At 72.9% G+C, this 26,989-nt stretch carries 28 protein-coding genes; 13 read left to right on the forward strand and 15 right to left on the reverse strand.

Annotated elements, in window-relative coordinates:
* Positions 1 to 62 precede the first annotated feature (62 nt).
* Complete coding sequence (locus tag AB0I15_RS57090) at positions 63 to 749, forward strand: phosphatase PAP2 family protein (RefSeq protein ID WP_358116889.1); 687 nt, start codon at positions 63 to 65, stop codon at positions 747 to 749.
* Here AB0I15_RS57090 and AB0I15_RS57095 read toward each other — a convergent pair.
* The 3 genes from AB0I15_RS57095 to AB0I15_RS57105 all read right to left on the reverse strand — a co-directional run bounded on the left by AB0I15_RS57095 (position 705) and on the right by AB0I15_RS57105 (position 4,408).
* Positions 705 to 1,457 (reverse strand): response regulator transcription factor, encoded by a 753-nt coding sequence (locus AB0I15_RS57095; protein WP_358116892.1) that lies wholly within the window; start codon positions 1,455 to 1,457, stop codon positions 705 to 707. The two genes, AB0I15_RS57090 and AB0I15_RS57095, sit on opposite strands and share 45 nt — an antisense overlap.
* Positions 1,454 to 2,821, reverse strand: a complete 1,368-nt coding sequence (locus AB0I15_RS57100; protein WP_358116895.1) for a histidine kinase — start codon at positions 2,819 to 2,821, stop codon at positions 1,454 to 1,456. Before AB0I15_RS57100 ends, AB0I15_RS57095 begins: the two co-directional genes overlap by 4 nt.
* 69 nt (positions 2,822 to 2,890) lie before the next feature.
* Complete coding sequence (locus tag AB0I15_RS57105) at positions 2,891 to 4,408, reverse strand: protein kinase (RefSeq protein ID WP_358116898.1); 1,518 nt, start codon at positions 4,406 to 4,408, stop codon at positions 2,891 to 2,893.
* Positions 4,409 to 4,605: 197 nt separating this feature from the next.
* Between AB0I15_RS57105 and AB0I15_RS57110 the strand changes: the two genes are divergently transcribed.
* On the forward strand, positions 4,606 to 4,872 hold the full coding sequence (locus tag AB0I15_RS57110) for a hypothetical protein (protein ID WP_358116901.1): 267 nt from the start codon (positions 4,606 to 4,608) through the stop codon (positions 4,870 to 4,872).
* Here AB0I15_RS57110 and AB0I15_RS57115 read toward each other — a convergent pair.
* Genes AB0I15_RS57115 through AB0I15_RS57125 form a run of 3 tightly spaced genes read right to left on the reverse strand, consistent with a single transcriptional unit; the run spans position 4,811 to position 5,850 of the window.
* Positions 4,811 to 5,167 carry a hypothetical protein gene (locus tag AB0I15_RS57115; RefSeq protein WP_358116903.1) on the reverse strand — a complete coding sequence of 119 codons (357 nt, stop codon included), beginning with the start codon at positions 5,165 to 5,167 and terminating at the stop codon, positions 4,811 to 4,813. The two genes, AB0I15_RS57110 and AB0I15_RS57115, sit on opposite strands and share 62 nt — an antisense overlap.
* Positions 5,164 to 5,364 (reverse strand): hypothetical protein, encoded by a 201-nt coding sequence (locus tag AB0I15_RS57120; protein WP_358116905.1) that lies wholly within the window; start codon positions 5,362 to 5,364, stop codon positions 5,164 to 5,166. The genes AB0I15_RS57115 and AB0I15_RS57120 overlap by 4 nt, the downstream gene beginning before the upstream one ends.
* Positions 5,365 to 5,409: 45 nt before the next feature.
* Positions 5,410 to 5,850, reverse strand: a complete 441-nt coding sequence (locus AB0I15_RS57125; RefSeq protein ID WP_358116907.1) for a MarR family transcriptional regulator — start codon at positions 5,848 to 5,850, stop codon at positions 5,410 to 5,412.
* Positions 5,851 to 5,891: 41 nt separating this feature from the next.
* Between AB0I15_RS57125 and AB0I15_RS57130 the strand changes: the two genes are divergently transcribed.
* Positions 5,892 to 6,245, forward strand: coding sequence for a nucleotide pyrophosphohydrolase (locus AB0I15_RS57130; RefSeq protein ID WP_358116910.1), 354 nt, complete (start codon positions 5,892 to 5,894; stop codon positions 6,243 to 6,245).
* 247 nt (positions 6,246 to 6,492) lie between these two features.
* Positions 6,493 to 9,873, forward strand: a complete 3,381-nt coding sequence (locus AB0I15_RS57135) for a BTAD domain-containing putative transcriptional regulator (RefSeq protein ID WP_358116913.1) — start codon at positions 6,493 to 6,495, stop codon at positions 9,871 to 9,873.
* Between the two features lie 3 nt (positions 9,874 to 9,876).
* On the opposite strand, the gene AB0I15_RS57140 is transcribed toward AB0I15_RS57135, so the two are convergent.
* A complete protein-coding gene (locus tag AB0I15_RS57140; RefSeq protein WP_358116915.1) occupies positions 9,877 to 10,383 on the reverse strand; it encodes an SRPBCC domain-containing protein in 507 nt (168 codons plus the stop codon).
* Positions 10,384 to 10,484: 101 nt separating this feature from the next.
* Here AB0I15_RS57140 and AB0I15_RS57145 point away from each other — a divergent pair, with 101 nt between their 5' ends.
* From AB0I15_RS57145 to AB0I15_RS57170, 6 genes are all read left to right on the forward strand, one after another.
* Positions 10,485 to 11,699, forward strand: coding sequence for an amidohydrolase family protein (locus AB0I15_RS57145; protein ID WP_358116918.1), 1,215 nt, complete (start codon positions 10,485 to 10,487; stop codon positions 11,697 to 11,699).
* Between the two features lie 19 nt (positions 11,700 to 11,718).
* Positions 11,719 to 12,750, forward strand: coding sequence for an alpha/beta hydrolase-fold protein (locus tag AB0I15_RS57150; RefSeq protein ID WP_358116922.1), 1,032 nt, complete (start codon positions 11,719 to 11,721; stop codon positions 12,748 to 12,750).
* A gap of 123 nt (positions 12,751 to 12,873) precedes the next feature.
* Positions 12,874 to 13,845: an ABC transporter ATP-binding protein gene (locus tag AB0I15_RS57155; protein ID WP_358116925.1), complete on the forward strand. Its 972-nt coding sequence runs from the start codon at positions 12,874 to 12,876 to the stop codon at positions 13,843 to 13,845.
* On the forward strand, positions 13,842 to 14,627 hold the full coding sequence (locus AB0I15_RS57160; RefSeq protein WP_358116928.1) for an ABC transporter permease: 786 nt from the start codon (positions 13,842 to 13,844) through the stop codon (positions 14,625 to 14,627). Before AB0I15_RS57155 ends, AB0I15_RS57160 begins: the two co-directional genes overlap by 4 nt.
* 90 nt (positions 14,628 to 14,717) lie before the next feature.
* On the forward strand, positions 14,718 to 15,338 hold the full coding sequence (locus AB0I15_RS57165; protein WP_358116931.1) for a hypothetical protein: 621 nt from the start codon (positions 14,718 to 14,720) through the stop codon (positions 15,336 to 15,338).
* Positions 15,339 to 15,347: 9 nt separating this feature from the next.
* Positions 15,348 to 16,028 carry a helix-turn-helix domain-containing protein gene (locus AB0I15_RS57170; protein ID WP_358116934.1) on the forward strand — a complete coding sequence of 227 codons (681 nt, stop codon included), beginning with the start codon at positions 15,348 to 15,350 and terminating at the stop codon, positions 16,026 to 16,028.
* Here the strand turns inward: AB0I15_RS57170 and AB0I15_RS57175 are convergent.
* The 4 genes from AB0I15_RS57175 to AB0I15_RS57190 are packed head-to-tail and all read right to left on the reverse strand — an operon-like array spanning position 16,012 to position 18,504.
* Complete coding sequence (locus AB0I15_RS57175) at positions 16,012 to 16,638, reverse strand: alpha-ketoglutarate-dependent dioxygenase AlkB (protein ID WP_358116986.1); 627 nt, start codon at positions 16,636 to 16,638, stop codon at positions 16,012 to 16,014. The genes AB0I15_RS57170 and AB0I15_RS57175 overlap by 17 nt on opposite strands.
* An 11-nt stretch (positions 16,639 to 16,649) precedes the next feature.
* Entirely contained in the window at positions 16,650 to 17,336 is a 687-nt protein-coding gene (locus AB0I15_RS57180; RefSeq protein WP_358116937.1) for a hypothetical protein, read from the reverse strand.
* Complete coding sequence (locus tag AB0I15_RS57185; protein ID WP_358116940.1) at positions 17,333 to 18,019, reverse strand: 2OG-Fe(II) oxygenase; 687 nt, start codon at positions 18,017 to 18,019, stop codon at positions 17,333 to 17,335. The genes AB0I15_RS57180 and AB0I15_RS57185 overlap by 4 nt, the downstream gene beginning before the upstream one ends.
* Positions 18,016 to 18,504, reverse strand: coding sequence for a methylated-DNA--[protein]-cysteine S-methyltransferase (locus tag AB0I15_RS57190; protein ID WP_358116942.1), 489 nt, complete (start codon positions 18,502 to 18,504; stop codon positions 18,016 to 18,018). The genes AB0I15_RS57185 and AB0I15_RS57190 overlap by 4 nt, the downstream gene beginning before the upstream one ends.
* A gap of 151 nt (positions 18,505 to 18,655) precedes the next feature.
* On the opposite strand from AB0I15_RS57190, the gene AB0I15_RS57195 reads away from it, so the two are divergent.
* Positions 18,656 to 19,462 (forward strand): lysophospholipase, encoded by an 807-nt coding sequence (locus AB0I15_RS57195; protein ID WP_358116945.1) that lies wholly within the window; start codon positions 18,656 to 18,658, stop codon positions 19,460 to 19,462.
* Here AB0I15_RS57195 and AB0I15_RS57200 read toward each other — a convergent pair.
* Together AB0I15_RS57200 and AB0I15_RS57205 are read right to left on the reverse strand one after the other, a co-directional pair.
* Positions 19,455 to 19,736, reverse strand: coding sequence for a hypothetical protein (locus AB0I15_RS57200; RefSeq protein ID WP_358116948.1), 282 nt, complete (start codon positions 19,734 to 19,736; stop codon positions 19,455 to 19,457). The two genes, AB0I15_RS57195 and AB0I15_RS57200, sit on opposite strands and share 8 nt — an antisense overlap.
* 374 nt (positions 19,737 to 20,110) lie before the next feature.
* The gene (locus tag AB0I15_RS57205) at positions 20,111 to 21,733 is read right to left on the reverse strand and encodes a CocE/NonD family hydrolase (RefSeq protein WP_358116950.1); all 1,623 of its coding nucleotides are present in this window, start codon (positions 21,731 to 21,733) and stop codon (positions 20,111 to 20,113) included.
* A 111-nt stretch (positions 21,734 to 21,844) separates the two neighbouring features.
* Between AB0I15_RS57205 and AB0I15_RS57210 the strand changes: the two genes are divergently transcribed.
* Entirely contained in the window at positions 21,845 to 22,669 is an 825-nt protein-coding gene (locus AB0I15_RS57210) for a maleylpyruvate isomerase N-terminal domain-containing protein (RefSeq protein WP_358116953.1), read from the forward strand.
* A gap of 426 nt (positions 22,670 to 23,095) precedes the next feature.
* Here the strand turns inward: AB0I15_RS57210 and recQ are convergent, their stop codons facing one another.
* Both recQ and AB0I15_RS57220 read right to left on the reverse strand, forming a co-directional pair.
* The gene (recQ, locus tag AB0I15_RS57215) at positions 23,096 to 24,910 is read right to left on the reverse strand and encodes a DNA helicase RecQ (RefSeq protein WP_358116955.1); all 1,815 of its coding nucleotides are present in this window, start codon (positions 24,908 to 24,910) and stop codon (positions 23,096 to 23,098) included.
* 73 nt (positions 24,911 to 24,983) lie between these two features.
* The gene (locus tag AB0I15_RS57220) at positions 24,984 to 26,135 is read right to left on the reverse strand and encodes an MFS transporter (protein WP_358116957.1); all 1,152 of its coding nucleotides are present in this window, start codon (positions 26,133 to 26,135) and stop codon (positions 24,984 to 24,986) included.
* Positions 26,136 to 26,244: 109 nt separating this feature from the next.
* Here AB0I15_RS57220 and AB0I15_RS57225 point away from each other — a divergent pair, with 109 nt between their 5' ends.
* Complete coding sequence (locus AB0I15_RS57225; RefSeq protein ID WP_358116958.1) at positions 26,245 to 26,985, forward strand: SDR family oxidoreductase; 741 nt, start codon at positions 26,245 to 26,247, stop codon at positions 26,983 to 26,985.
* Positions 26,986 to 26,989 lie beyond the last annotated feature (4 nt).

Below are 26,989 nucleotides of genomic sequence, written 5' to 3' on the forward strand. Positions count from 1 at the left end.
AGGCCGGGACCTGACGTTCGGCCGGGGTGGGCGAGGGGCGGTCGTTCCTACGGTTCCTCCCCATGCGAACCGACTTCTGGAACAACCTCCGTCTGCGGCTGCTCATCGCCTCCGCCCTCCTCGGCGCCGGGGCGGCCGTCGTGGGGTGGCTGTCACCCGGCGGGCTGGGGGAGGCGGGTCCGGTGCGGGTCGTCGGCGGGGTCTCGGCCGAGGTGTACCGGTGGGTGGCGGGGGCGGTCACGGGGATGGATCCGGCGTCCGACGGAGCTTTGGTGGTGCTCGGGGTGGTGCCGGCCTGGGTGTGGCTCGGCGCCGTGCGGAGACGCGACGGGTTCGGGGTGGCGGCGGGGGTCCTGATCGGGGCGGGGACCGTGGCCGCGTACGCCCTCAGCGAGGCGTTGAAGCTGGTGGTGGACGAAGAGCGGCCGTGCCGGGTGATCGTGGCGATGGCGGACTGCCCGCCGGTGGGGGACTGGGCGTTTCCCAGCAATCACGCCACGCTCGCCGCCGGGCTCGGGTTCGGGGTCGCCGTGCTGCGGCCTCGGCTGGCCCCGCTGACGGTGCCGCTGGCCGTGGCGGCGGGGCTGCTGCGGGTGCTGGCCGGGGTGCACTATCCGCATGACGTGGTGGCGGGTGCGGTGCTCGGCGGCTGCGTCGTGGTGGCGGTGCTGCTGGTGTTCGCGCCGGTGGCCGGGCGGCTGGGGTCACGGGTGCTCGGGTCCCGGCCGGTGGCCGGGCGGTCGGGGTGACGGGTGCTCGGGTCCCGGCCGGTGGGTGGGCGGTCGGGGTGACGGGTGCCCGGGGGCGAGGGCCGCTTCGTGGGCGACCACCGCCGCGGCCGCCCGGTTGTCCACGCCCAGCCGGGTCAGGATCGAGCTGACGTGCGCTTTGACCGTGCCCTCGGCCATCTGGAGACGGCGTCCGATCCGCCGGTTGGAGAGCCCGGCGGCGAGATGGGCCAGCACCTCGCGTTCCCTGGCGGTCAGCGTGTCCACCCGTCCGCGCGCGGCGGCCCGGCGCCCGGCCAGGCTCCCGGCGCCCGCGGCGAGGTGCGCGACGACCCGGGCCGCGACCTTCGGCGACAGGTACGCCGCCCCGTCCGCCACCGCCCGGACACCCGCGATCAACTCCTCCGGCTCCCCCGACTTGACCAGGAACCCCATGGCGCCCAGGCTGAGCGCGCGCAGGATGTAGTCGTCCGCCCCGAACGTCGTCAGCATCACGACCGCCGTGCCCGGGACCGTCCTGCGGATCTCGGCCGCCGCCTCGATGCCGTCGCGGGCGGGCATGCGGATGTCCAGGACGGCGACGTGCGGGCGATGGGTACGCGCCAGGTCCACGGCCTCGTCTCCGCAGGCGGCCTCGGCGACGACGTCGATGGCGGGGTCGGTGGACAGGATCGCCCGCACACCCGCCCTGACCATGGGCTCGTCGTCGGCCACCAGCACCCGGATCACCTGGCGACCAGCGCGTCCGCCGACACCAGGCGGCCCGCGTCGAAGCACAGGCGGTAGGTGTCGCCGTAGCGGTCGTGGAGGGGGTCGGAGGTCATCGCGTAGTACTCGCATCCGGGGTGAGCGGTGGCCGGCCGCCGGGCGGCCTGCCGTGGTGGCAGCGACAGCTCCGCGCGGGGCAGGCCGGGGCGCAGGGCGGCGTAGCCCTCGGTGGCCAGCACGGACTGCCGGGTCGCCAGCAGCTCCCACGTCCGGAGGACGCCGCCGGTCAGTACGGCCGTCAGCAGGGGGAGCATGAGGGCGATGGCGAGGGTCCGGCCGACGTCGCGCCGGACCCGCCGCCGCTCGTCGCCCACGCCGGGCGGGGACGTGCCGGGCGAAGCCGGGGTGTGGGGGAGGTGCGCTTCGACGGCGAAGCCGCCGTCCTCGGACGGACCGTGGCTGAGGATGCCGCCTGCCAGCCGTACGCGCTCGTCCAGGCCGGTGAGGCCATGACGACCGCCGTTCCCGAGGCCGGGACGGGCACCGCGTTCGAGGGCGTTCTCGACCCGGACCTGCGTCTCCGCCCGCGTGTGACGGACGCGGACGGTCACGGGGGCTCCGGGGGCGTGCTTGACGGCGTTGGTCAGCCCTTCCTGCACCACCCGATATATCGCCCGATCGGCCGCCGCCGACATCTCGCCAGGGGCGCCTTCCACCCGCAGGGTGACCGGGAGGCCGGCCGCCGCCGCGGCCCGTACCAGCCCTTCGACCTGGCCGGACGACGAGCCGGCCGCCGCCCCGGCCGGGTCCGGTGCGGAGCCGGGTTCGCGGAGGAGACCGACGATCTCGCCGAGCCGGTCCACCGCGTTCCCCGCTCGCGCCCGGAGGTCCCGGGCGCTCGCCCGATGCGTCTCCGGCAGGTCGGGGGCCAGCTTGAGCGAGCCCGCCGCCAGCGCGATCAGGCTGAGGTCGTGGCCCAGCTCATCGTGCATGTCCTGGGCGATCCGGTTCCGCTCCCGCAGGCGCGCCCGCTCGGCCACCAGCCGCTGCTCCCGTTCCAACTGCTCGGCCCGCTCCCACCCGGCCCGTACGAGCTCGCGGTACTGCCGCCAGAACCGCCCCCCGAACCACGGCACCATGGCCGCCCCGACCACCACCGCCACGAAGCGGTCGCCCAGAGCCACCCAGGCCGGCCCCACGGAGACGGCCACGACCCCGGCCGCCACCGTCGCCACCAGTGCGAACGCCGCCACCCGCGCCCGTCCGGGCAGCAGCCCCGCCACGAACGAGGCCGCCATGGTCACCACGGCCCACCAGGGCGAGCCGACGCTCAGCCCGGCGCTCGCCACGGCCACCACGAGAACCCACGCCGACACACCTCTCACGGACCTGCACGATAGAGGCCGGCCCGGCCCCGCCACCTCGGCCGAAAGACCGAGTGCCGGCAGGAGCGCTCAGCGGAAGAAGGAGCGGCGGGGCTCCTGTCCGGTCAGGTTGGCGATGCAGCGGTAGAAACGCACCCCGTCCTCGAACTGGGCCTGCGACGGCGGCATCACGTCGGCCGCCCACCGGCCGGCCGCGATGGATCTGGCCGTGCCGACCCTGCTGGCCAGCAGCACCGTACGGCTGCACACCCGCTTCACCGTCGGATGCTTGGCGATGTCCTGCTGCACGTACGTCTCGACGTCGTCGGGCATCGGCGCGACCGCGAACGTCTCCCACGAGTGCGTCTCCTCGCAGCCCAGCCGTCTGGCCTTGGTGTCGCCCGCCGTGATGACCAGCCCGCCCCAGCACTCCGACTCGCGCACGCACGCGGCTCCGCCGTCGCGCACCTTCGCGGCCGGACAGTCCTCCGTGTACGTCTCCAGCCCCGCGAACACCGACGCCTTCTCGGACTGCGCCGTCCTGGTCGTCCCGGGCGGCCCGGCCTGCGTGGTCTCCGGCCCCTGGACGATCTGCCGATAGATGATCAACCCGGCCCCTGACACGATCACCAGGGACAGGGCGGCGATGATCGCGATGAGGGTCTTGTTGATCCCGTGCGGCGCGGGCGGCCTGGTGTCCGGCTGGGCGCCGGGCGGCGGAGAGGTCCGCGGGCCGGCGGACAGGGACGGGGCGTTGGGGGAGTACGGGACGACGGGGGCCGCGTGGCGTCCTGACGTGGGGGAGCGCGGAGCGAGGGGGACGGCGGCGAGGGCGTCCCGCAAGGCCGCCGCGCTGGGGGTGCGTTGGCGGGGGTCGCTGGCCAGCGCCTGCCGCAGCACGGCGGACAGCTCCAGTGGTACGCCGGGAATGTCGGGTACGGGGAGCCGGTGGAGGGCGAGGATCATCGCCACATTTGGTACGCCACTCTCCGGGAACCGGGGCGGACGGCCCGACAGCAGCGCGTAGACGCTGGCCGCGAGCGCGTACACGTCGCCGGCCGGGGAGGGCTCGGCCAGTTCGAACACCTCGGGCGGCGCGTAGGAGGGGGTCAGCGACTCGCGGGTGACCGAGGTCTCGGGGCCGGAGGCCGGCATGGTCGCCAGCCCGAAGTCGGACAGCGCCACCTGGCCGTACCGGTTGAGCAGGATGTTGCCCGGCTTGACGTCGCGGTGCAGCACCCCCTGCCCGTGGGCGGCGGCGAGCGCGTCGGCGATGCGCACCCCGACGTCGCGGGCCTCGGCCGGGGACAGGACCCGTCCGGCCAGCGAGCCGCCCGGGCACAGCTCGAGCACCATGTACGGCCGCCCGTCCGGCAGCAGTCCCGCGTCGTAGACGGGCACCACGTGCGGATGCGCGGACAGCGCGCCGGCCGCCGTGACCTCGCGCAGGAACCGCCGCCTGTCGCGGTCGGACAGCAGCACCCGGTTGTCGATCTTGAGCGCGACCTCGCGCCCGACCGCCGACTGCAGGGCGAGGTACACCACACCGAAGCCGCCCTGGCCGAGCACGCCCTTGATCTCGTAGCCGGGGACCGATAAATCGGACACGCGCGGAAGCGTACACGGTGTGAGCGCACTCGATCACATGTTTGAATAAAGGATGGACTTCCACAGGTGTCTGGAGCTGCTCGACCGCGACTGCGCGCGGCTGCGGGAGACCGCCACCCGCGACGCGCCGTAACGCGTGGCCCGACCCGTGGCCGCCGGCGCCCGAGCCGGCCGACCCTGCGGCGCTGGAGGCGGTCGTGCACCGGGTGGACGCCGAGCAGGCGGCGGGCGCGCCGATCGAGCCGATCCCCGGCGACCTGGCCGCGGACGGCATCGACGAGGTCCTGGTGGTCTTCCTCGCCCACGTGGCCGAGAAGTGGCCGGAGGAGCTCGGCACCGACCTGACCGGCTCCGACGGCCGCGCGGTGGCGATCGACGTGGGCGACGGTGCGGCGCTGACCTTCAGCGGCCCGGCCGAACCGGTCGAGCGTCTGCGCGCCCTGCTGAGGAAGGCCACTCAGTAGCGGGCTGGGCGGCGAGGAGCGCGCGCAGGCAGGCGGCGTAGGCGCGCGGGTGGCTGGTGTTGCCGTTGTGCCCGCCGGGAAAGGCCACCGGCTCGCGCCCCACGAGCCTGCCCAGCTCGATCGCGCAGCGGTGGTCGAAGACCGTACGCGGCGTGGCCCGGCCGTACGCGGGGATGATCGGGGTCCGGCAGCCTGGCAGCTCCAGCTCACCGTCCTCGATGACGGCGGGGAAGTCGTGCCGGAGGAAGAAGTCGAAGTTGGCCTGCCGCCGCGGCGTCATGGGCTGCGGGGTCACGCCGGGCTCGGCCGCCGCGGTGATGCCGAGGAGCCGGGGGATCTCCTCGAACGCGGCGGGCAGGCCGGCCTCGAGGTAGAGGGCGCGGAGCCCGGCCAGCTCCTGGCGGTGTCGCCGCTCTGGGAGATCAGCAGGAACGGTCCGGTGCCGCGCGTCTCGTAGTGCAGGACGGCGCCGGGCACACGCAAAGAGGTCATGCGTGCACCCTATTTCATCAAATCTGATGCATCAAGCTTGATGGATTATTGGCGCAGGCCGGGCATCAGCCGTTCCGCCAGGTCCTCCAGGGCCGCCACGGTCTCGCGTACGCGCTGGCGGTCGTCCGTGCCCAGGGCGGTGGCCAGGGCCTCGTCGATCGGGGTGTCCCGGACCCGCGTCACCCGCTCCGACACCTCGGGCGCCTCCCGGATGATCGTGCGCCGCCGGTCTCTGGGATCGGTCTCGGTCGTCACCGCGCCCGCGGTGCGCAGGCGCGCGATGGAGGCGGACACGGCGCTCTGCGGCAGGCCGGTGCGGGTGGCGATCTCGCCCACGGTGGTGTCGGGGTGGCCGCGCAGGTCGCTCACGACGATCAGGACGGTGCGCAGGCTCGTGGAATGCTCACCGATGCCCTCGGTCGGCATCGCGTCCTCGCCGATCTTCATCAGCGCCCGGCCCAGCAGGAACAATTCAACCCCATTCACCTTCAGCAACATACAGGCGCGAGTCGATAGGGTCCTGTGACGTGACGACGGAGTTGGAGTGCCTTGCCGAGCGGCTGCGCGAGTTCGCGCGGGTCAGGGAGTGGGAGCGTTTCCATACGCCGAAGAATTTGGCGATGGCGCTGGCCGGTGAGGTCGGGGAGCTGGTGGCGGAGTTCCAGTGGCTCACGGCCGAGGAGTCCGCGAGCCCCGACCCGGACACGCTCGCCAGGATGCGCACCGAACTGGGCGACGTCACCCTCTACCTGGTACGGCTCGCCGACGTCCTGGGCGTCGACCTGGTGGAGGCGGCCAGGGCCAAGCTCGACGACAACGACCGCCGCTACGACGCCGACCTCTACCGCGGCTCGTCCAGAAAGGCCCCGCCCTCCACCTGAGCCCGCAGGAACACGACCAGACCGGGCACGCCCGGCGGAGGCGTCGCGGAAACCGCATACCTGACGATGGCCTGATCGGGCGCGGGGTTGCGGGTGAGGGCGGCCGGGGCGGGTGCCGGCGGTGTGGGTTGTGTGGGTGAGGTCGGGCGTGTCGTGTGGTGGCGGCGCTGCCGTACCCCTTTGGGGGGCTTTGGTGGGGCTTGGATGTGCTTTTCGCGGCCTTCCGGTCGCGCATAAGGTGACGGACATGCGATTTGGGGTGCTGGGACCGCTGGCCGTCTGGACGGACGCCGGGGACGCTGTCACGATCCCGGGCCTCAAGGTCCGGGCGTTGCTCGTGGATCTGCTCGTCCACGAGGGGCATCCGGTGTCCGTGGACCGGCTGGTCGACGACCTGTGGGGCGCGGAGCCGCCGAACAACGCGGCCGGCGCGCTCCAGGTCCGCGTCTCCCAGCTCCGCAAGGCGTTCGAGGACGCCGAATCGGGCGGCAAGAACCTCGTCGTCTCGCGCGCCCCCGGCTACCTGCTGCGCTCCGACGACGGAGCCGTGGACGCCGTGCGCTTCGCCGGCCTGCTGTCCAGGGCCGAGGCCGCCGACAGCCCCAGGACCAAGGCCGGGCTGCTGGCCGACGCGCTGGCGCTGTGGCGCGGGCCGGCGTACGCGGACTTCGCCGACGAGGAGTACACGAGGTCGGCCATCGTCCGCCTGGAGGAGCAGCGGCTGTCGGCGCTCGAACAGCACGCGGAGGCCCGGCTGGAGCTGGGCGAGCACGGGCTGCTCGTGGGCGAGCTGGGCGATCTGGTGGCCCGCCATCCGCTCAGGGAACGGCTGCGGGCCGTGCACATGCGGGCGCTGTACCGGGCGGGGCGGCAGAGCGAGGCGCTGGCCGGGTTCGCCGAACTGCGCGAGAGGCTGGCCGAGGAGCTCGGCCTCGATCCCGGGCCCGAGCTGGCCGCGCTCCACCAGGCGATCCTGGGGCAGGACCCGGCGCTCAGCGTCCCCGCCGAACGGCCCGTGACCAACCTGCCGGCCTCCCTCAGCAAGCTGATCGGCCGGGACGAGGCGCTGGCCGAGGTGTGCGGGCTGGTGCGGGAGGAGCGGCTGGTCACGCTCACCGGCAGCGGCGGCGTCGGGAAGACCCGGCTGGCGCTGGAGGCGGCGAACCGGCTGGTGGACGGGTTCGCGGACGGTGCCTGGCTGGTCGCGCTGGACCAGGCGTCCCGCTCCCCGGCCGAGGCCGTCATGGCGGCCCTGGACATCAGGGAGGACACCTCCCCGATGGCTCCCGACAGCGGGGCGGTCGCGTCAGAACAGGCGGGTGTGTCCGGGCGGGCGGATACGTTCGGGCAGGCGGGGGACGCGGGGCGGGCGCGTGGCGTCGCTCATGCGGCCGTCGCGCGGGCCGGAGGCGTTGCCGAGGCGGCGCTGGCCGGGCGGCTCGCTGCCGTGCTGCGGCCCAGGCGGACGCTGCTCGTGCTGGACAACTGCGAGCACGTGGTCGAGCAGGTCGCCGAGCTGGCCGAGATGCTGCTGCGCTCCTGCCCCGACCTGCGGATCCTGGCGACGAGCCGGGAGCCGCTGGCCGTGGACGGCGAGGTGCTGTGGAGTGTGCCGCCGCTCGACGTGCCCACCAGCGCCGACCTGGCCGCCATGGCGCGCTCCGACGCGGTCAGGCTGTTCGTGACCAGGGCGGCGGCCTCCGCTCGCGGGTTCGCGCTGGACGCGGGCAACGCGCAGGCCGTCGCGCAGCTCTGCCGGCGGCTCGACGGCATCCCGCTGGCGCTGGAGCTGGCCGCGACCCGGGTGCGGGCGCTCGGTGTGAAGGGGGTGGTGGCCCGGCTGGACGACCGGTTCCGGTTGCTGGCCTCCGGGCAGCGCGGCGCCCCGGCCCGCCAGCAGACGCTCATGGCGGTGATCGACTGGAGCTGGGACCTGCTGCCCGACGAGGAACGCGTGGTGTTGCGCCGCCTGGCCGCCCACGCCGACGGCTGCACCCTGGAGGCCGCCGAGTCCGTCTGCGCGATGGCCGACGAACCGGCCCCGGCCGACACGCGCAACTCCGCCGCGGGCACGGGGGTGGGGCTTGATGTGCTCGATCTGCTGGCCCGGCTGGTCGATCGGTCGCTCGTGGTCGTCGTGGACGGGCCCGCGGGGGTCAGGTATCGGCTGCTGGAGTCGGTGTCGGAGTACTGCCGGGCCAGGATGGCCGACGCCGGTGAGCTCGACCGGGTACGCCGCGCCCACCTGCGCCACTACCTGGCCCTGGCCGTACAGGCGGAGCCGGAGCTGTACGGGCACGAGCAGCGGGACTGGCTGCTGCGCCTGGACGCGGAGGCCGCCAACATGCGGGCGGCGCTCGACACGGCGGTGGCGGCCAAGGACGCGGGCGTCGCGGCGCGGCTGGTGAACGCGCTGGCCTGGTACTGGTTCCTGCGCGGCAGGCTGGCCGAGGGCAGCCGGGCACTCGCGGCGGCACTGGCCGTACCGGAGCCGGACGGGAAGCCGGTACCGGAGGCGGACGGGGAGCCGGCCGTGCCGGAGCCGGCGGGGGAGGGTGACGCGGAGGCGAGGGCCAGGGCGGCGGGGTGGCGGGCCGGGTTCGCGCTCATGATCGGCGAGCAGGTCGAGTGGGAGCCCGTGCTGGCGGCCATCCGGGACCCGGGGGCGCGCGCCAGGGCCGAGCTGTTCATCGGGCTGCACGTCCAGGACATGCCGACCGGGCAGGAGCTGACGGAGCGGGCGCTGGACACGTTCAGGGAGGTCGGCGACCGGTGGGGCATCGCCACCGCGCTCAGCAGGCAGGCCATGGACGCCTTCACCCTGCGGGACGCCGAGGCGCTCGAACGGATCGCCGGAGAGAGCGCCCGGCTGTTCACCGAGCTGGGCGACCGGTGGGGGCTGCTGCGGGCCACCGAGTGGCTGGCGTCGCTGGCGGAGATGTCCAACGACGCCGAGCGGGCCAACCGGCTGTTCGGCGAAGGGCTGCGGATGGCCGAGGACCTGGGCCTGTGGCCCGAGGTCGCCACGCACATCGCCTGGCTCGGCTGGGTGGCCCTGCACAGCCGTGAGTACGACCGCGCCATCGAACTGTGCGACCGGGCGCTGAAGCTGGCCACGGCACAGGGCTACCTGAAGGGCTCGACCATGGCCGAGATGGGCCTGGCCTACGCCGCGCGCCGGTCGGGACGGCTCGAAGTGGCCGAGCCGCACCTGCGTCACCTGCTCGACGGGTTGTCCCGGGACCCCGGCGACGAGCCGGCCCTGCACCTGCCGGACACCCTGATCGAGCTGGGCTTCCTGCTGGAGCTGCGCGGCGACCTGGCCACGGCCATGGAGCTGCACACCGAGGCGCTGGCCGCCGGGCTGAGGATCGGCGACTCCAGGACGGCGATCGGCGCCGTGGAGGGCGCGGCCGCCGCCGCGGGCCCGACCGACCGGTCGGCCAGGCTGCTGGGGCTGGCGGACGCGGCCAGGCGGCACAACCGGTTGCCCGCCGGGCCGTCGGAGCTGCAGGACATCGAGCGGGCCACCACACGGACGCGCGAGGCGCTCGGGGAGGAGGCGTTCGCGGCCGCGTACGCGCAGGGCGCCACCTGCAAGCTCGACGAGGCCCAGGACCTGCTGTAGGGGTCAGGCCGCCGGGCGGTCGTGTCCGACGTGCTCGGCGAGCCGGCCGAAGAACTCCAGCCAGCCCTCCCTGGCGCCCTCGGCGTGCTCCTGGTCGGTGTTGACGCCGTACTGGTGGAAGCGCATCTCCGTGCGGTCGTCCACGTCGGTGAGGACGATGGTCACGACGGACGCCGGCCCGTCGCCCGGATTGTCGGGGTCGCCGGTGGTGAACACCAGCCGCTCCGGCTCGGCCACCTCCCGGTACGTCCCGTCGAGCGTCACCTCGAACCCCTCGTCGCCCACGAACGTGGCCCGCCAGATCCCGCCGGGGCGCGTGTCGAGCGTGATCCGGCCCACCGGGGTGGCCAGCGTCGTCGGGCCGAACCAGCGGGAGAAGCGCTCCGGCTCGGTCCAGGCGGCCCACACCAGCTCGCGAGGGGCGTCGAAGAGGCAGGTGAGCTCATACTCGGCGGTCTGCGGCTTCTGGGTCGCCGTCGGGGGAGTCGTCTGGGGCATCGTCTGGGGCATCGTCTCGATCCTTCGTGTCCGGCGCTGCGATGTCTCCAAGGTCGCCGTCCGCGCTTACGATCCCCTTCTCGGGGCCTTAAGGCGCATGGCACGCTGGACACATGAGGATCATCCGCGCCACAAAGGTGCTCACCGGGCGCCCCGGGGAGTCGATCGCGGACGGAGAGGTCCTCATCGACGGCTCCACGATCGTCTCGGTGGGGCCGCGTGGCAGCGCGGGCGCGGCGGCCGAGGTGCTGGAGCTGCCCGGCTGCACGGTGCTGCCCGGTCTGATCGACGCCCACGTACACCTGGGGTTCGACGCCAAGGTGGATCCGGTGACCCGGCGCAGCCCCGAGAGCGACCACCACCTGCTGCTGCGGATGGCCGAGAACGCCCGCAAGCTCCTCTCCGCCGGCGTCACCACGGCCCGCGACCTCGGCGCGCGCGGCTTCCTCGACCTGGCGCTGCGCGACGCGATCGAGGAGGGCCTGGCCGTCGGGCCGCACCTCGTGGCCGCCACCAGGCCGATCACCATCACCGGCGGCCACTGCTGGTACATGGGCGGCGAGGCCGACGACGACCCCGCCATCCGCCGCGTCGCCAGGGAGAACCTGCGCGCCGGAGCCGACTGCCTGAAGGTCATGGCCTCCGGCGGCCTGATGACGCCGGGCGCGCCGCCGAGCTGGGCGCAGCAGTACGACACCCGCCAGCTCCGCCTCATCGTGGAGGAGGCCGCCGGCCGCGGCAAGGGCGTCGCCGCCCACGCCCACGCGAACGAGGCGATCCGCAGCTCGGTCGAGGCCGGCGTCACCACGATCGAGCACTGCACGTTCTTCACCGAGTCCGGCCACTGCTACGACCCGCGGCTCGCCGACCTGGTGGCGGCCAGCGGCATCTACGTCTGCCCGACCGTGCACGGCGTGGTCTGGCGCATGCGCGAGGTGCACGGGCAGGAGATGCTCGACGCCTGGCTGGCCTCGGTCGCGGCCATGCGGGAGGCCGGGGTGCGCCTCATCGCGGGGACCGACGCCGGGTTCTCGCAGTCCGGGTTGGACAACCGGACCGACGGATACGTCGGCGGCCTGGAGGTCCTCGCCGAGACCGGCTTCGGCGCCGCGGAGATCATCGAAATGGCGACCGTACGGGCCGCCGACGCCTGCGGGGTGGGCGCGGTCACCGGCAGCCTCGACCCCGGCAAGCGGGCCGACCTCATCGCCGTGGCGGGCGACCCGCTCCAGCGCCTCGCCGACCTGCGCGACCTCCGGCTCGTGCTGGTCTCGGGGCGCTCCGTCGGTCAGACGGGCGTCGACACCGTGACCTCGTCCGTCGGCTGAACCATCCGAAGGAGACTCCATGCTGCCCTGGTCCGCCGAGCTGGCCGGCCGTCTCGACCACCACGTCGTCGACAGCGCCCTGCTGCGCGGCAACCCGCTGGGGGACCCGCATGAGCGGCCGCTGCTGGTCTACACGCCGCCCGGCTACGACGACGAGCCGGACCGCCGCTACCCGGCCCTCTACGTGCTCCTCGGCTACACCGGCCACGTCGCCATGTGGCTGAACCGGGCGCCGTTCCGGCAGCCGTTCCCGGAGCTGGCCGACGCCGTGTTCACCCGCGCCGACGTGCCGCCGGCCATCGTCGTGTACGTGGACGCGTGGACCTCGCTCGGCGGCAGCCAATACCTCGACTCGCCCGGAACCGGCCCCTACCACTCCTACCTGCGCGACGAGATCGTGCCCTGGGTGGACGAGCACTACCGGACGATCCCCGACCGCGACCACCGGGCGATCACCGGCAAGTCGAGCGGCGGCTACGGGGCCATGGTGAGCGCCATGCTGGCGCCCGACGTGTTCGGGGCGCTGGCCACGCACGCCGGGGACGCGCTGTTCGACGTCGGCGTGCGGCGGTCGTTCCCGGAGCTGGCACGCAGGCTGCGGAACATGTACGACGGCTCGTACGACAAGTTCCTCGCCGACTTCCGGGGCCGGCCGGCGGGTACCAAGGAGGGGGACCTGGAGCTGCTGGAGATCTACGCCTACGCGGCCGCGTACTCGGCCGACGAGGACGGCACCGTGCGCCTGCCCTTCGACGACACGGGCGCGGTCGTGCCCGAGGTGTGGCGGCGGTGGCAGGCCCTCGATCCCGTGGTGATGGCCGGCGAGCCCCGCAACGCCGAGGCGCTGCGGTCCATGCGCGCGATCTGGGTGGACGCCGGTGACCGGGACGAATACTTCCTCGACTTCGGCGCCGTGGCGTTCCACCGGGCGGTGCGGGCGGCGGGCGTACCGGATGAGCGGGTCCATTTCGAGCTCTTCGACGCCGGCCACGGCGCCATCGAATACCGCTATCCCCTCGCCCTCGCCTGGCTCGCCCACCGCCTGTCCTGAATGCCGCGTGGCGGCACCACGAGGCCCGGCGTCCTGAGCGGCGGGAGGCGTGAACCCCGCGGCGCCCTTCTCCGACTGTGTTCATGGCGGCGTGCCGTCGCCAGGACCTTGGAGTGAGGGATCGTGGAAGACCAAGACGTGCGGGTGGAAGGGCTCCGGCAGCGTTACGGCGCGTTCGAAGCCGTCAGGGGAGTGTCGTTCAGGGTGCGGCAGGGGGAGTTGTTCGCCCTGCTGGGCACCAACGGGGCGGGCAAGACCACGACGCTGGAGGCGCTGGAGGGATATCGCCCGGCCGCCGGAGGGACGGTACGCGTGCTGGGCCGCGACCCCTACCGGGAACGGCGCAGGGTGCGCGGCCAGATGGGCATCATGCTCCAGGAGGGCGGCTTCTTCGCCGATCTCACCGTCGCGGAGACCGTGGACTTCTGGCGCAGCGTCACTCCGCGTCCGCGCGATCGGGGTGAGGTCCTCGGCCAGGTCGGGCTGGGAGAGCGGGGCAAGGTCCGGGTGCGGCAGCTCTCCGGGGGTCAGCGGCGGGCGCTGGAGCTGGCGCTGGCCGTACTGGGCCGGCCAAGGGTGTTGTTCCTGGACGAGCCGACGGCGGGGATGGATCCGCAACTGCGGCACTCCACGTGGGAGCTGATCAGGCGGATCCGGGCCGGCGGCGTCACCGTGGTGCTGATCACGCACTACCTGGAGGAGGCCGAGCGGCTCGCCGACCACCTCGCCATCATGCACCGGGGCCGGATCGAGGCCGCGGGGACGATCGAGGAGGTGCTGGCCGGTCGCGGTGACAGCATCACCTTCGTGCTGCCGCCCGGTCTTGCGGTGGAGCGGCTGCCCGTGCTGCGCGGCACCGCCTGCACGCTGAGCGCGTCGGGGGAGCGGACCCGCGTGCTCTACGCGCTGCCCGGCCAGAGCCTCCAGGAGGCGATGTACGAGTTGCTGCGCTGGGCCGACGAACGGCGCGTGGTCCTGGACCTGCTGCAGGCCCGCCACGCCAGCCTGGAGGACGTCTTCTTCGACATCGCCGGGGACCGGCTGTCCGACGTCGCCGGGGACCGGCTGTCCGACGCCGCCGGGGACCGGCTGTGAACGCGCTGCGGCTGGCCCGCCTGGATCTGCGGCTGCTCTGGCGTAACAGGACGAGTCTCTTCCTGCTCGTCGCCATGCCGGTGGTGATCACCGTCATCCTCGCGGGCCGGAACCGGGGAGTGCTGGACGGCGTGGACGCGGTCCTCTACGTGGGCACGGGGCAGATGGCGTTGTTCCTTCTGTTCTCCGTCTTCGTCAACCTGGCCGGGGTGTTCACCGTGCGCAGGGAGGAGATGGTCCTCAAGCGCCTGCGCGGCAGTGTGCTGTCGCCGGCCGAGATCTTCACCGGAAGCGGCCTGGCCGCCACGGGGCTGCTGCTCGTCCAGGTGCTCGCCCTGCTGGTGTTCCTGGCCGCCTCCGTCGGCGGGCCGATGCCGGCCAACGTGCCGCTGCTCGTGACGGGCCTCGCCGGTGGGGTGGTGGTCTGCGTCGCGCTCGCCCTGATCGTCTCCGGCCTGACTCCGCGCTCGGAGCTGACCCAGATCACCACGCTGCCCGTGACGCTGGCCTGCATGGCGACGTCCGGGGCGTACGTCCCCATCGGGGCGCTGCCCGACCTGGTGGAGAAGATCGCGGAGTTCCTCCCGCTGACCTCCGTCCTCCAGATCGTCAGGACCGCGTACTTCGGCCGGGACCTGACCACGGCCGGGGTGGCGCGGCCCGTGGGAGCGTGGGAGGGGTTCGTGGCGTGCCTGCCACAGATCGGGATCGTGGCCGCCTGGTGCCTGGTCGCGGCCGTGCCGGCGGCGCTCCTTTTCCGGTGGGAACGCCGTCGCTCCTGACCCCGCCGGAGCGGCCACCGTTCGGACTTGGGCAATATCTCCACATTTATCGGGCCTCGTCTGCACGACTGGTTCCTAGGCTGAGCTGCCGTGAGAAGGCGGATTCCCTCCTGGGCCGTGCTGCTGTGGATGGCCGCGCTGATCGTGCCGCCGGTCGTCCTGGCCCTGCACACGGGCTGGTTGTTCACCGTGCTGTGGATACTGGGTCCGGTCGCGCTGATCGGCGCCGTGTTCGCGTTCGTGGTCCTGTGCTGCCCGGCCCTCGCCCTGGTGGCCGTGCACGAACGGTTCACGGCGCTCGGCCTGGCCTGCCTGGTGCTGATCCTGGGCGTGGCGGCGCCCGTGGTCCTCGTGCTCTCGCCGGACCTGCGCGTCCGGGCGCGCTTCTACGTGGAGCGCTCCGCGTTCGGCAGCGTGGTGGAGCTGGCCCGGCAGGGGCGGCTCGCCTCGGACGAGTACTACGGCGCGCGACTGCCCGGCCCGCTCTGCTTCGTCTCCGCGACCTGTGGCGTGGTGACCTGGACGGCCGGTGACGGGCAGCCCGTGCTCTTCGTCCCCGACTGGGTGGGCATTCCGGACGACGCCGTCGGGTACGCCCACTTCACGGGCCCGCCCGGCGGCTCGTACGACGGGTTCGGCCTGCGCATCTGCCCGCGACTCGAGCTGGCCGACGGCTGGTGGTGGCTCGATGCCTGTCCCCGCGACGGCTAGGCTGCCGCAATGGACTTGAAAGAGCAGGTACGCGAGCTGCGCCTGCAGGGTCGCACGCCCAAGGAGATCGCCCGCGCGCTCAAGGTCTCGCCGTCGGTCGTGGCGCCCCTCGTGCGCGCCATCGCCGAGGAGAGCGCCGACAGCGGCGAGGCCGAGGTGGTCGGTTGCTGGATCAACGTGGGCTGGAGCGAAGGGCTGGGCATCGACAAGTCTCGCGGCTGGGTGGACGAGGCGCCCGAGTCGGGCGTGGGCGGCATGGTGTCCGTGCTGGTCGCCCGGCGGCACTCCTGGGACCGGCTGCAGGCGTGCGGCTATCTCGCCGACGTCTACTGCACGGGCGTGAAGAACGCCATCGGCCCCGACGTGATCAACGACCGCGACCTGCTGCGGTTCCGTGAATACTTCTTCGGCGAATATCCCGCCTGGCAGGCGGCGCCGATCGAGCTGGCCAGGGAGCTGGTGTTCGGGTCGATCGACTACGCCCGCACGCTCGGGTTCGAGCCGGACGAGCAGTTCGGGCCGGGAGCCGACCTGCTGGGCAAGTGGGAGGGTGGCTCCTCGATCACCTTCGGCCTCATCGGCAGGCCCTACTACGTGCAGGGGCCGGGCGACGACCCCGCCAAGGTGCTGCGCACGCTGCGGCGCACGCTCTCCGACGACGAGTTCGGCTACGTCACCGGAGACCGGTGACCCGCAGGGTGAGGTTGAGGCGGCCGGAGGTCAGGCCGGTGGCGGGGTCACCGGTGCCCGGATGGACCTTCGGCACGCCGTGGTAGGCGAAGCGCGACGGCCCGCCGAACACGAACAGGTCGCCCGAGGCGAGCCGGACGTCGGTGTACGGCCGTCCGCGCGTCTCGGTGTTGCCGAAGCGGAACAGGCAGGTGTCGCCGATGCTGAGCGAGACCACCGGGGCGTCTGACTTCTCGTCCTTGTCCTGGTGCATGCCCATCTTGGCCTGGCCGTCGTAGAAGTTGACCAGGGCGGTGTCGGGCTCGTAGGTGTCGGCGGGGCGGCCGTAGGCGTGCGCCAGGGCGCGGCGGCCCAGCTCGCCCAGCCACTCGGGGAAGTCGGCGACCTGGCGGCCGTTCACGTCGTGGGCCAGGCGGGTGTACTTGTACGGCTGCCAGTGCCAGCCCAGGCACACCGTCTGCACGGACATGACGCCGCCGCGGGGCAGCACGGTGTGACGGATCGGCACGGGGCCGGTGGCCCACGCGCGGCAGGCCTGGACGAGGTGGCGCTGCTCGTCGAGCGTGAGCCAGCCGGGTACGTGCACCGCTCCGGGGGCGATCTCCCGCATCGGCAGCGGGATCACGATGTTTCCCGAAAAATCACGTTACGGCCGATTCGCCACACATTTCCGTCCTGGTCGGCACCGCGCATGCCCTCCAGTGTCCCAGGCGGCGCCATCGTCACGGCGGCGGCGGTGGACCCGAACCCGTACGTACGCGACGGCTCCCAGTCCGTGCTCCGCCGCAAGCGCTCGCTCATGCCCGCCCACCCCCGCGCCGCCCCGGCCACCACCCAGGCGTCGGGCTCGCCCGCGACGAACCGCCTGGCCTGCCGCAACCACGAGGCCGCCGTCTCCGGCCAGTCCACCACCGCCAGCACAGTCCCCTCCCACGCCTCCAGGAACGCCTCGACCGTGGTCCCCGCGTCACGCCCGTGCCCGACCACCACGGTCCGCGCCCCTTGAACCAGCTCGACCACGCGGGCCAGCTCGACGGGCTCCGGCCGGGCCGGGCCGACCGTGCCGGCCCGCCATTCCCGGTACGCCTCCGGCAGGCACACCGCGCACGGCCGGTACCCGGCGGTGACGGCCGTACCGGCGTCGGCGAAGAACACACGGTGCCGGACGTAGCCGCCACGGGCGATGGTCCGCAGCGCCGAGGGGCAGTCGAGCCGCCCGTACAGCCGGGCCCCGCGGTGGCCGCCCAGCGTGCCGGGCACGGGGCTCGGGTACGGCCGTCCGTCCGGGCCGATGAGCGTGTACCTCACTTGGCGTCGTGGAGGACGAGCCCCAGCGTGTGCCGCAGGCCGGAGCGTACGGTGCTCACCCCGTGCCGTACGGGCGAGGCCGACCACCCCCGCGTGGACCGCACCGGCCGGTCACGGGTGGTGAAGATCAGTCCGTGGCCCTGCGGCAACATGGTCACCGTGCCCCGCGACTGCGCCCGGGGCCGCTGCTCCACCAGCAGGAACTCGCCCCCGGTGTAGTCCTCGCCCGGCCGGTCCAGCCCGATCACGACCTGCAGCGGGAACACCAGGTCCCCGTACAGGTCGCGGTGGAGGGCGTTCCAGTCGTTCTCCCGGTACCGCAGCAGGATGGGCGTCGGCCGGGTCTGTCCGGCCTTGTGACACATGTCCAGCCAGTCGCCGAAGTCGTCCGGCCACGGCGCGGGCTGTCCCAGCCGGGCCGCCCAGTCGCGGGCGATCGGCAGCAGCCGAGGATAGAACGCCGCCCGCAGCCGCTCGACCAGCGGCGGAAGAGGGTGGTCGAAGTACCGGTACTGGCCGGAGCCGAATCGGTAGCGCTCCATGTCGATGGTGGAGCGGAAGAACGCCACCTCGTCGTACAGGCCGGAGATCTCCGCGCACTCCTCGGGCGTGATCACCTGGGGTGTGAGCGCGCAGCCGTACGCGTCGAGTTCGCCGGCCAGTTTCGCCCAGTCGGCCTTCATGACGTGCTCCAGAGCTGGGGCTGCAGCACGCCTTCGAGGGTGAGCAGGGCGCGCTTGCGTTCGAGGCCGCCCGCGTACCCGGTCAGCGCGCCGTTCGAGGCGACCACGCGGTGGCAGGGCAGGACGACGAGCAGCGGGTTCGCCCCGATGGTCGAGGCGACCGCGCGGATCCGGTCGGCGGGCGCCCTCATGCGTGCGGTCAGCGCGCCGTAGGACGTCGTGGCCCCGTACGGGAGCGCCGCCAGCTCCGCCCACACCCGCTCCTGGAACGCGCTGCCGCGCGTCAGGACGGGCAGGTCGAAGGAGGTGCGCTCGCCGGCGAAGTACTCGCCGAACTGCCGCTCCGCCTCGGCGAACGCCGACGGCTCCCGCCGCGACCCCTCCCGTACGACGGTCACGTCGAACGACACGCGGGTCAGCGCCGAGCCGTCGCCGGCGAGCAGGATCTCGCCCAGCGGACTGTCGATGATGGTGTGGATGTCCATACCTTCTACAACACCGCCGCGGCCTGGAAAGTCAGCGGTTTTCGGACGTCGCTGCGGGCAATTGGACGATCAGGCGGGGACGGCGTACGCTCACCGCAATTTCGGGCCCAGGAGTGGGCTGGGATGAGCTGGGAGTGAGCTAGGAGTGAGCATGGCGGAGTCGCGCGAGCACACCTTCACCGGCACCCGCGGACTCAACGTGGTCCGCGAATGGCCCCATGACCGGCCGCGATACCTGGCCGTCCTGGCACACGGCTACGGCGAGCACATCGGCCGCTACGATTACGTCGCCGACCGCCTCCACCGCCACGGCGCCGCCGTGTACGGCGTCGACCACATGGGGCACGGCAAGTCCGCGGGTGAGCGGGTGCTCATCGAGGACTTCGAGGACGTGGTGACCGACGTGCACGCCGTCGAGGAACGCGCCAGGGCCGACCACCCGGACGTACCGGTCGTGGTGATCGGCCACTCGATGGGCGGCATGATCGCGGCCCGCTACGCCCAGCGGTACGGCGCCGGCCTCGCCGCCCTCGTGCTGTCCGGGCCGGTGATCGGGCGGTGGGCGATCCTGCCGGAGCTGCTGGCATACCCGGAGCCGCCGGACATCCCCATCGACCCGGCCACCCTCTCCCGCGACCTCTCGGTCGGCACCGCGTACGCGGCCGACCCGCTGGTGTGGCACGGGCCGTTCAAGCGCACCACCTTGCAGGCGTTCGAGGCGGCGCTGACCACGATCGCCAAAGGCGGAATGTTCGGGCCACTGCCCACGCTGTGGGTGCACGGCGAGGACGACCAGCTCGTCCCGCTGCCCGACAGCCGCGCCGGCGTCGAGGCGGTCAGGGGCACGGACCTGACCGAACGCGTCTACGCCGGGGCCAGGCACGAGGTCTTCAACGAAACCAACAAGGACGAGGTCCTCGACGACGTGACAACCTTCACCGACCGCGCCCTCACCTGACGGGCAGCCAGACGTGGCCGGAGCCCTGGGTGCGGGTGAGCTCGATCTTCCAGCACCCGGGCTTGGGGAACGTGAACCCGGTTCCCCACTCCTCACCGGGCCGCCGCCAGCTCGATCCGCCGTGCTGTTCGGGACCCCAGAGCAGCTTGGCCGTGGTGCCGTCGGGAAGCGTGGCCTTGACCCGCAACGGCCCCGCACCGGTCATCCGCCACACGATCTTGACCTGTTCGCCCCTGGCCAGCGGCGGCTTGGCGATGAACAGCAACCCCCACAACTCCGCTCCCCGGGCCGTCCCCTGAACCTCGGGAAACCCCGCCCCCATGAGGATGGAACTGCCCTGACACCCCTTCCGCGTGACAACCGGACCAGGACTGGGCCCAGAGGTGGGCGCAGCCGCCGGATCAGCGGAGCCAGAGGCCACGGCGGCACCCGGGCTCGCGGATCCGGGCGTCGCCGGTCCCGTGGGGCCGGAACTCCGGGCCGCTCCTGACCGTGGCACCTGAGCCGCACACCCCACCCCGGCCGTCACCACGACCGCCACCACCAGCGACGCCCCCCAAGCCACCAACACCGACCGCCTCATCGAACCTCCAAGCCCCGAGTCCTGATCCACCCCCATTACTCGAGTTCAGGCCAGGAGGTTCCGGCTCAACGCCCCCCGAACACGGGCAGCGTGAGCGCCGACGGGTGCTCCGCGTCATGGAAGATCTCGAACCGCGTCGGCCGCGTCCGCACCGCGGACTCCACCGGCTCACCGGTCCCGTGGTTGCGCGCGTAACGCGGGAACGCCCCACCCGCCACCTGCACCCGCAGCCGATGCCCCCGCAGGAACCGGTATCCGGTCGGCTGCAGCTCGACCTCGGCCCGGACGATCCCCTCGCTCCCCGGGGGCAGCCGCAGGATGCCGTCGGTGACGTTGCGCGACACCCCGGCCGCGTCCACGTCGCACAGCCGGACGAAGACGTCGGCGTGCCCGGTGTCGGTCCGTACGTGCACGGTGGCCGAGACGGGCCCGATCAGGTCGAGATCGCGGGGGAGCGGCGCCCCTGTGTACACCAGCACGTCGGAACGGGCCTCGATGTCGCGGTTGTCGCGCTGCTTCGACTCGCGCATGTCCAGGAGCGGCCCGCCCCGCGACCGCGTCGGCCGCGCCGGGTCGTAGGCGAACCGGTCGGAACCGCCCTCGCCCGGCCCGTCCCAGCCGAGCCCGCGATGCTGTCGCAGGTAGAGCGGCGTGGGCGTGGACTGCTCCGGCGGCCACCGGTCGAAGTCGAGCCAGGTGCGGGCCTTCTGCAGGTACAGCCGCACCGGCGCGCGCTGGAGCCGGGCGGTGTCGCCGAGCAGGTGCGCCGACAGCCACGACACCTCGTCCGTGAGCAGCGCCCGCATCGCGCCCAGGTCGTGCCCCCACGGCCCGATCAGGATCCGGCTGCGCCGCCCGGCCTCGCGCAGCGCGGCGAAGTCGCGAAGCTGCGCGGGCAGGAGCAGGTCCCACCAGCCGGTGACCATGCTGGTCGGGGTGGTCATCTTGACGGCGGCGGCGCTGTTGTCGGCCTCGCTCCAGAAGGCGTCGCCCGCGCCGGAGTGAGCGGCGGCCTCCCGCAGGAACGGCACCTGCCTGCCGATCGCGGCCACGTCGGAGGTGCCGAGCGGTACGTGGGCCATGGCGCGGCGCACCGAGCGTTCCCTGCGCGGGTCGGGCAGCAGGCCGCCCCAGCGCGCCTCCTCCTGCGTCCCGATCAGCGCCGCCCAGGTCAGCATGTTGTGCAGGGCGAAGACACCACCCGGATAGAACGTCGTCCTGAACTCGCTGGCCGTGACCCCCAGGCACATGGCCTCCAGCGGCGGGTCGAGGTAGGGGCCGAGCGCCCACTGGGTGTACCCGACGTAGCTCGCCCCCGCCGTCGCCAGCCGCCCGTCGCACCAGCTCTGCTCGCGCAGCCAGGCGGCCGTGGCCAGGCCGTCGTCCTTCTCCTGGTGGAAGGCCGAGAACCGGCCGCCGGAGCCGAACGTGCCCCTGGCGTTCTGCACGACCACCTGCATGCCGCGCCTGGCCAGCACGCGTGCGGTGCCCTTGGCGTCGAGCTTGTGCTTGCCGTACGGGGTGCGCATGAGCACCACCGGCAACGGCCCGGCTCCGCGCGGACGATATCGGTCGGCGAGCAGCACGACGCCGTCGGGCATCGGCACGGCCAGGTCGCGCACGATCTCGATGTCGGGCGTCGTGGCCTCGGGCAGGTCGAAGAAACGGTCGAACAGTCTGCTGAGCATGCCCATGACAGATCCTTTCGCTCCGCCCCTCAGCGTACGGCCCGCCCCCGCGCGGGATCGGGGCCGATGACTTTCCGTCGTCCGCCGGGTCTGCAGTCGTGAGGAGGCGACATGAGCGAGCACGGACAGGCGTTGGCGGCAGGGGTGGCGCTGCTGGAGCGGGCGATCGACTACACACTGGGCAGCCTGCGGATGGTGACCCCCGCGGCCCTGTGCCGCCCCACCCCATGCGCGGGCTGGAACCTCCAGCGGCTGCTCGATCACCTGAACGACTCCCTCCACGCCCTGAACGACGCCGCCACCGGCCACATCCCCCCACCCCACACCCCCACAAGACCGGCAACCACCCCACCCCCCGGCACCTCCGAGAGCCGCCCGTCCACACCGCCGGGCATGTTCGAGGCCCGCACCCCCACCCCACCCGGCATCCCGTGGAGCCGCATCCCTTCACAGCCCGGAACCACATCGCAGGCCATCCCCACGCCGCCCGAAGCCACCGCCTCGGCCCCGACGCCTCCCGGAGCCGCCGAGGGCGTCGTCCCACCGCCTCGCGGAGCCGCCGGCCGGGTCTGGGGGCCCAACCCCGCGTTGCTCCTCAGGGACGGCGCCACCGAGGTGCTCGGCCGGTGGACCGCCATGCTCACCGACGACCTGATAGCCGTCGGCGATCGCCACCTGACCAGCCCCATGGTGGCCGCCGTGGGCGCGATCGAGGTGGCCGTGCACGGCTGGGACGTGGCCACGGCCTGCGGCGAGCACCGCCCGATCCCGTCACTCATGGCCGAGGAACTGCTGGACCTCGCCCTGGTGCTCATCACCCGGCACGACCGCCCGGCCAGGTTCGCCCGCCCGGTGGCCGTGCCCGAGCACGCTCCCGCGCAGGATCACCTGCTCGCCTACCTGGGCCGCCACCCCGACTGGTTCGTCTGTAACTAAAGGAGCCCGCTCACCCCGCATTTCCCGCCGGAACGCCGTACGATCATCCTGTACAACACGTCGGACCATTCAACGGGGAACCCGTCCGGCCAGGTCCGTGAATCGGCGCACCTGTTCGCGCGCGGCCAGGCCGACCAACGTGGTGGCGACGACCGTTCTTCGTGCGGCCGTCGCCATCACCACGCCACCTCGGCGCAGGTCCCTCAAACCGCGAGGAAGCCGGGCTACACACCCCTTCGCATGGCCCGTCGAGTCAAGGGGCAGGTGGGGTACGCGCCCTTTGTCTCTCCCCGCGCACCGTACTTCGGCGGGAGCGCACGCCTTTCCACCCTTCATCGCCCCGCCGTATTTCGGCCGTGCGCGCCCGTCGCAGAGCAGGTGGTGAGATGCCCGCCTGCCCTCTCCGAAGCAGGCAGGGCCGGTCGGTCAGGTGTCGGTGGCGAGGGTTTCCAGGACTTGTTCTCCGTATTTCGCCAGTTTGTTCTCGCCCACGCCGTTCACCTGCCCCAGCTCCGCCAGCGACGACGGCATCCGCGTGGCGATCTCGCGCAGCGTCGCGTCGTGGAAGATGACGTACGCCGGCACGCCCTGCTCCTTGGCCGTGGCCCCCCGCCACGCCCGCAGTCGTTCGAAGACCGGGGCCGCCTCGGCGGACAGTTCGGCCTGTGCGGCCTTGGCGGAGCCGGAGGAGGACGTCTTGGCCTTGGCGGGACGCAGCGTGTCGCGGCGCAGCAGCACCTCCCGCTGCCCGCGCAGCACCGTCGCGCTGTCGTCGGTCAGCACCAGCGCCCCGTAGTCGGACTCCACCGCCAGCAACCCCTGGGACAGCAGTTGCCGCACCACCCCGTGCCACTCGGCGTTGGCGAGCTCCTCGCCGATGCCGAACACCTTCAGCGTCTCGTGCCCGTGCTGCAGCACCTTGGCCGTCTTCTTGCCGAGCAGGATGTCCACCACCTGCCCGACCCCGAACTTCTGCCGCCGCTCCCGCGCCAGCCGCAGCACGGCGGACAGCACCTTCTGGGCGGGGATCGTGCCGTCCCACGACTCGGGCGGCGTCTGGCAGGTGTCGCAGTTGCCGCACGGCTGCGAGTCCTTCTGCCCGAAGTAGTCGAGCAGCATCGTCCGGCGGCAGCCGACGGTCTCGCACAGGGCGAGCATCGCGTCCAGGTGCAGCACCTGACGGCGGCGATGGGCGTCGTCGCCCTCCATCGCCATGCGCCGGTGCTGCACCACGTCCTGTAGGCCGTAGGCCATCCAGGCAGTGGCGGGCAGCCCGTCGCGCCCCGCGCGGCCGGTCTCCTGGTAGTAGCCCTCCAGCGACTTGGGCAGGTCGAGGTGGGCCACGAAGCGCACGTCGGGCTTGTCGATGCCCATGCCGAACGCGATGGTGGCCACCACGATCAGCCCGTCTTCCCGCAGGAAGCGGGACTGGTGCAGGGCACGCGTGCGGGCGTCGAGCCCCGCGTGGTAGGGCACCGCCGCGATCCCGTTGTCGGTCAGGAACTCCGCGATCTTGTCGACGGAGGAGCGCGACAGGCAGTAGACGATGCCGGAGTCGCCGTCGTGCTCGCTCCGCAGGAACTCCAGGAGCTGCCGCTTCGGCTCGTTCTTCGACGTGATGCGGTAGTGGATGTTGGGCCGGTCGAAGCTGGCCACGAAGTGCCGGGCCTGCTCGAGGCCGAGCCGGGAGGAGATCTCGGCGTGCGTGGCCGGGGTGGCGGTGGCCGTCAGCGCGATGCGCGGCACGTCGGGCCAGAGCTCGCGCAGCCGGGAGAGCTCCAGGTAGTCGGGGCGGAAGTCGTGCCCCCACTGCGCCACGCAGTGCGCCTCGTCGATGGCGAACACCGAGATGTCGCCCTTGGCCAGCAGCCGCAGCGTGGCGTCGACGCGGAGCCGCTCGGGGGCGAGGTAGAGCAGGTCGAGCTCGCCCGCCAGGAACTCCGACTCCACGAGCTGCCGCTCGTCGAAGTCCTGTGTCGAGTTGAGGAACCCCGCCCGCACCCCGAGCGCCCGCAACGCGTCGACCTGGTCCTGCATCAGCGCGATCAGAGGGGAGATGACCACCCCCACGCCGGGGCGCACCAGGGCGGGGATCTGGTAGCAGAGCGACTTGCCGCCGCCGGTGGGCATCAGGACGAGCGCGTCGCCCCCGCCCACCACGTGGTCGATGATCTCCTGCTGACCCTCCCGGAACGAGTCGTAGCCGAACACGCGGTGCAGAGCCTCGGTGGGGGTATCCATGCGGCTACCTTACGTGTTCGTGGGTTGACCGATCGTCAGTTCCGCCCATGGCGGAGCAGTACGCCTACGGTACTCAAACCGGGGCGTCCTCCGTGCGCCGATAGAAGATCAGCGAGAGCGCCCCGAGCACGCAGGCGGCCGCCACGGCCCCCATCACGGCCGGGTACCCGGCCAGTTGCGCGAGCCCCGCGGCCAGCAGCGGCGCGACGGCCTTGGCCACGGTGATGGGCAGCGCGAGGGCCCCGCTCAGTGAGGCGTAGGCGGCGGTGCCGTACCGGTCGGCCAGCAGCGCGGGGCGGGCGATCGTGGCCACCCCGAACCCCAGCCCGAACAGCACCACGGCCACGACCGCCCCCGCCACGCTCCGGCCGATCAGCGGCAGCAGCACCGCCGCCAGCCCCTGGAGCCCGAACATGGCCGCCGTGATCAGCGCCACCGGCCACCGCGTCTGCAGCCCGGTGGTGACCAGCCTCCCGGTCACCGAGAGCACGCCCAGCAGCCCCGCCACCGCCGCCGCGAAGACCGGCGCATGTCCCAGCACGATCAGGTACGTGACCAGCAGCACCCCCATGACCGCCACCGCGCCCGTCTGGGTCAGGAAGGCCGCCGCGAGCAGCCAGAAGGGCCGCTGCCGCAGCGCCGATCCCACGATCTCCCGCCGGTCCACGTGGGGCGGCGCCGCCCGGTCGCGTACGGCCAGCGCGTGGAGGGGCACGGCGGTCAGGGCGTATCCGGCGGCCAGGATGACCAGCGCCCGCCGCCAGTCGTAGAGCTCGACGAGGAGCCCGGTCAGGGGCAGGAAGATGCTGGAGGCGAACCCCGCCACCACCGTCACCGCCAGCAGCGCCCGTGCCCGCCGGGCCGCGTCGAACCAGGCCACGATGACCGCGAAGGCGGCCTCGTACAGCACCATGGCCGACGCCACGCCCAGCACCCCGCACACCAGGTAGAGCTGCGCCACCGATTGGACCTGCGACCAGGCCAGTACGGCGAGCGCGCCCAGCACCGATCCCGCGGTCATCAGCCCGCGCCCGCCGCGCCGGTCCAGCCAGCGGCCGATGAGCGGCGCGACCAGACCCGACACGAGCACGGAGAGCGTGATCGCCCCGGTGAGCTGCGCGACCCCGGCGTGCAGGTCGCGCGACATCGGCGGGATGAACACCGAGAACGCGTAGTAGAGCACGCCGTACCCGGCCGTCTGGGTGATGGCGAGTGCGCCGATCATGCGCGCGGGCGGCTTTGATCCGGCGGCGGCGATCACGTCCTCTTTCGTTCCCGTTCATCGCCCGGCAATACGGTGATACAGGTCACTCCGGCGGGGATAGCGTCGAGTCATGAGTGTTTCGTATGTGGTGACCGGCGGTGGGCGTGGCATCGGGAGGGCCGTGGTCGAACGGCTCCTCGGGGAGAAGGACACGGTCGTCGCCGTCGAACGCGATGCCGACGCCCTGTTCTGGGCCGGTCCGAGGGTGATCCCGCTGATCGGCGACGCCGCCGACGAGGAGGTCGCGGCCTGGGCCGCCGACCTGGCCCAGGAGGCGGGCACGCTGGCGGGCTGGGTCAACAACGCCGCCGTCTTCCGTGACGCCTCCGTCCATTCGTCCCCGATCGCCGAGGTCAGAGCGCTGATCGCGGCCAACCTGGACCTGGCGGTGGTGGGCTGCGCCACCGCCGTACGCCACTTTCTGGCGGCCGGCACCCCCGGCGCCATCGTCAACGTCACCTCGCACCAGGCCACCAGGGCGGTGCCGGGCAGCCTGCCGTACTCGACCGCGAAGGCCGCCGTCGAAGGGCTGACCAGGGCGCTGGCGGTCGAGTACGGCAGGCACGGCATCCGGGTCAACGCCGTGGCGCCGGGGTCGGTGGACACCGACCGGTATGAGGACCTGCTGAGCCCGCAGGCCAGGGCGGAGTTGGCCAGGCTGCACCCCCTGGGGCGCGTGGCCGTGCCCGCCGAGGTGGCCTCCGTGGTGGCGCACCTCCTGTCCGAGGACGCGGCGTTCGTCAACGGCGCCACGGTCCCGGTGGACGGCGGTCGTACCGTGCTCGGATTGGATCCCGAAGCCAGGGAATGAAAAC

Source organism: Nonomuraea sp. NPDC050643, assembly GCF_040654715.1.
Classification (GTDB): domain Bacteria; phylum Actinomycetota; class Actinomycetes; order Streptosporangiales; family Streptosporangiaceae; genus Nonomuraea.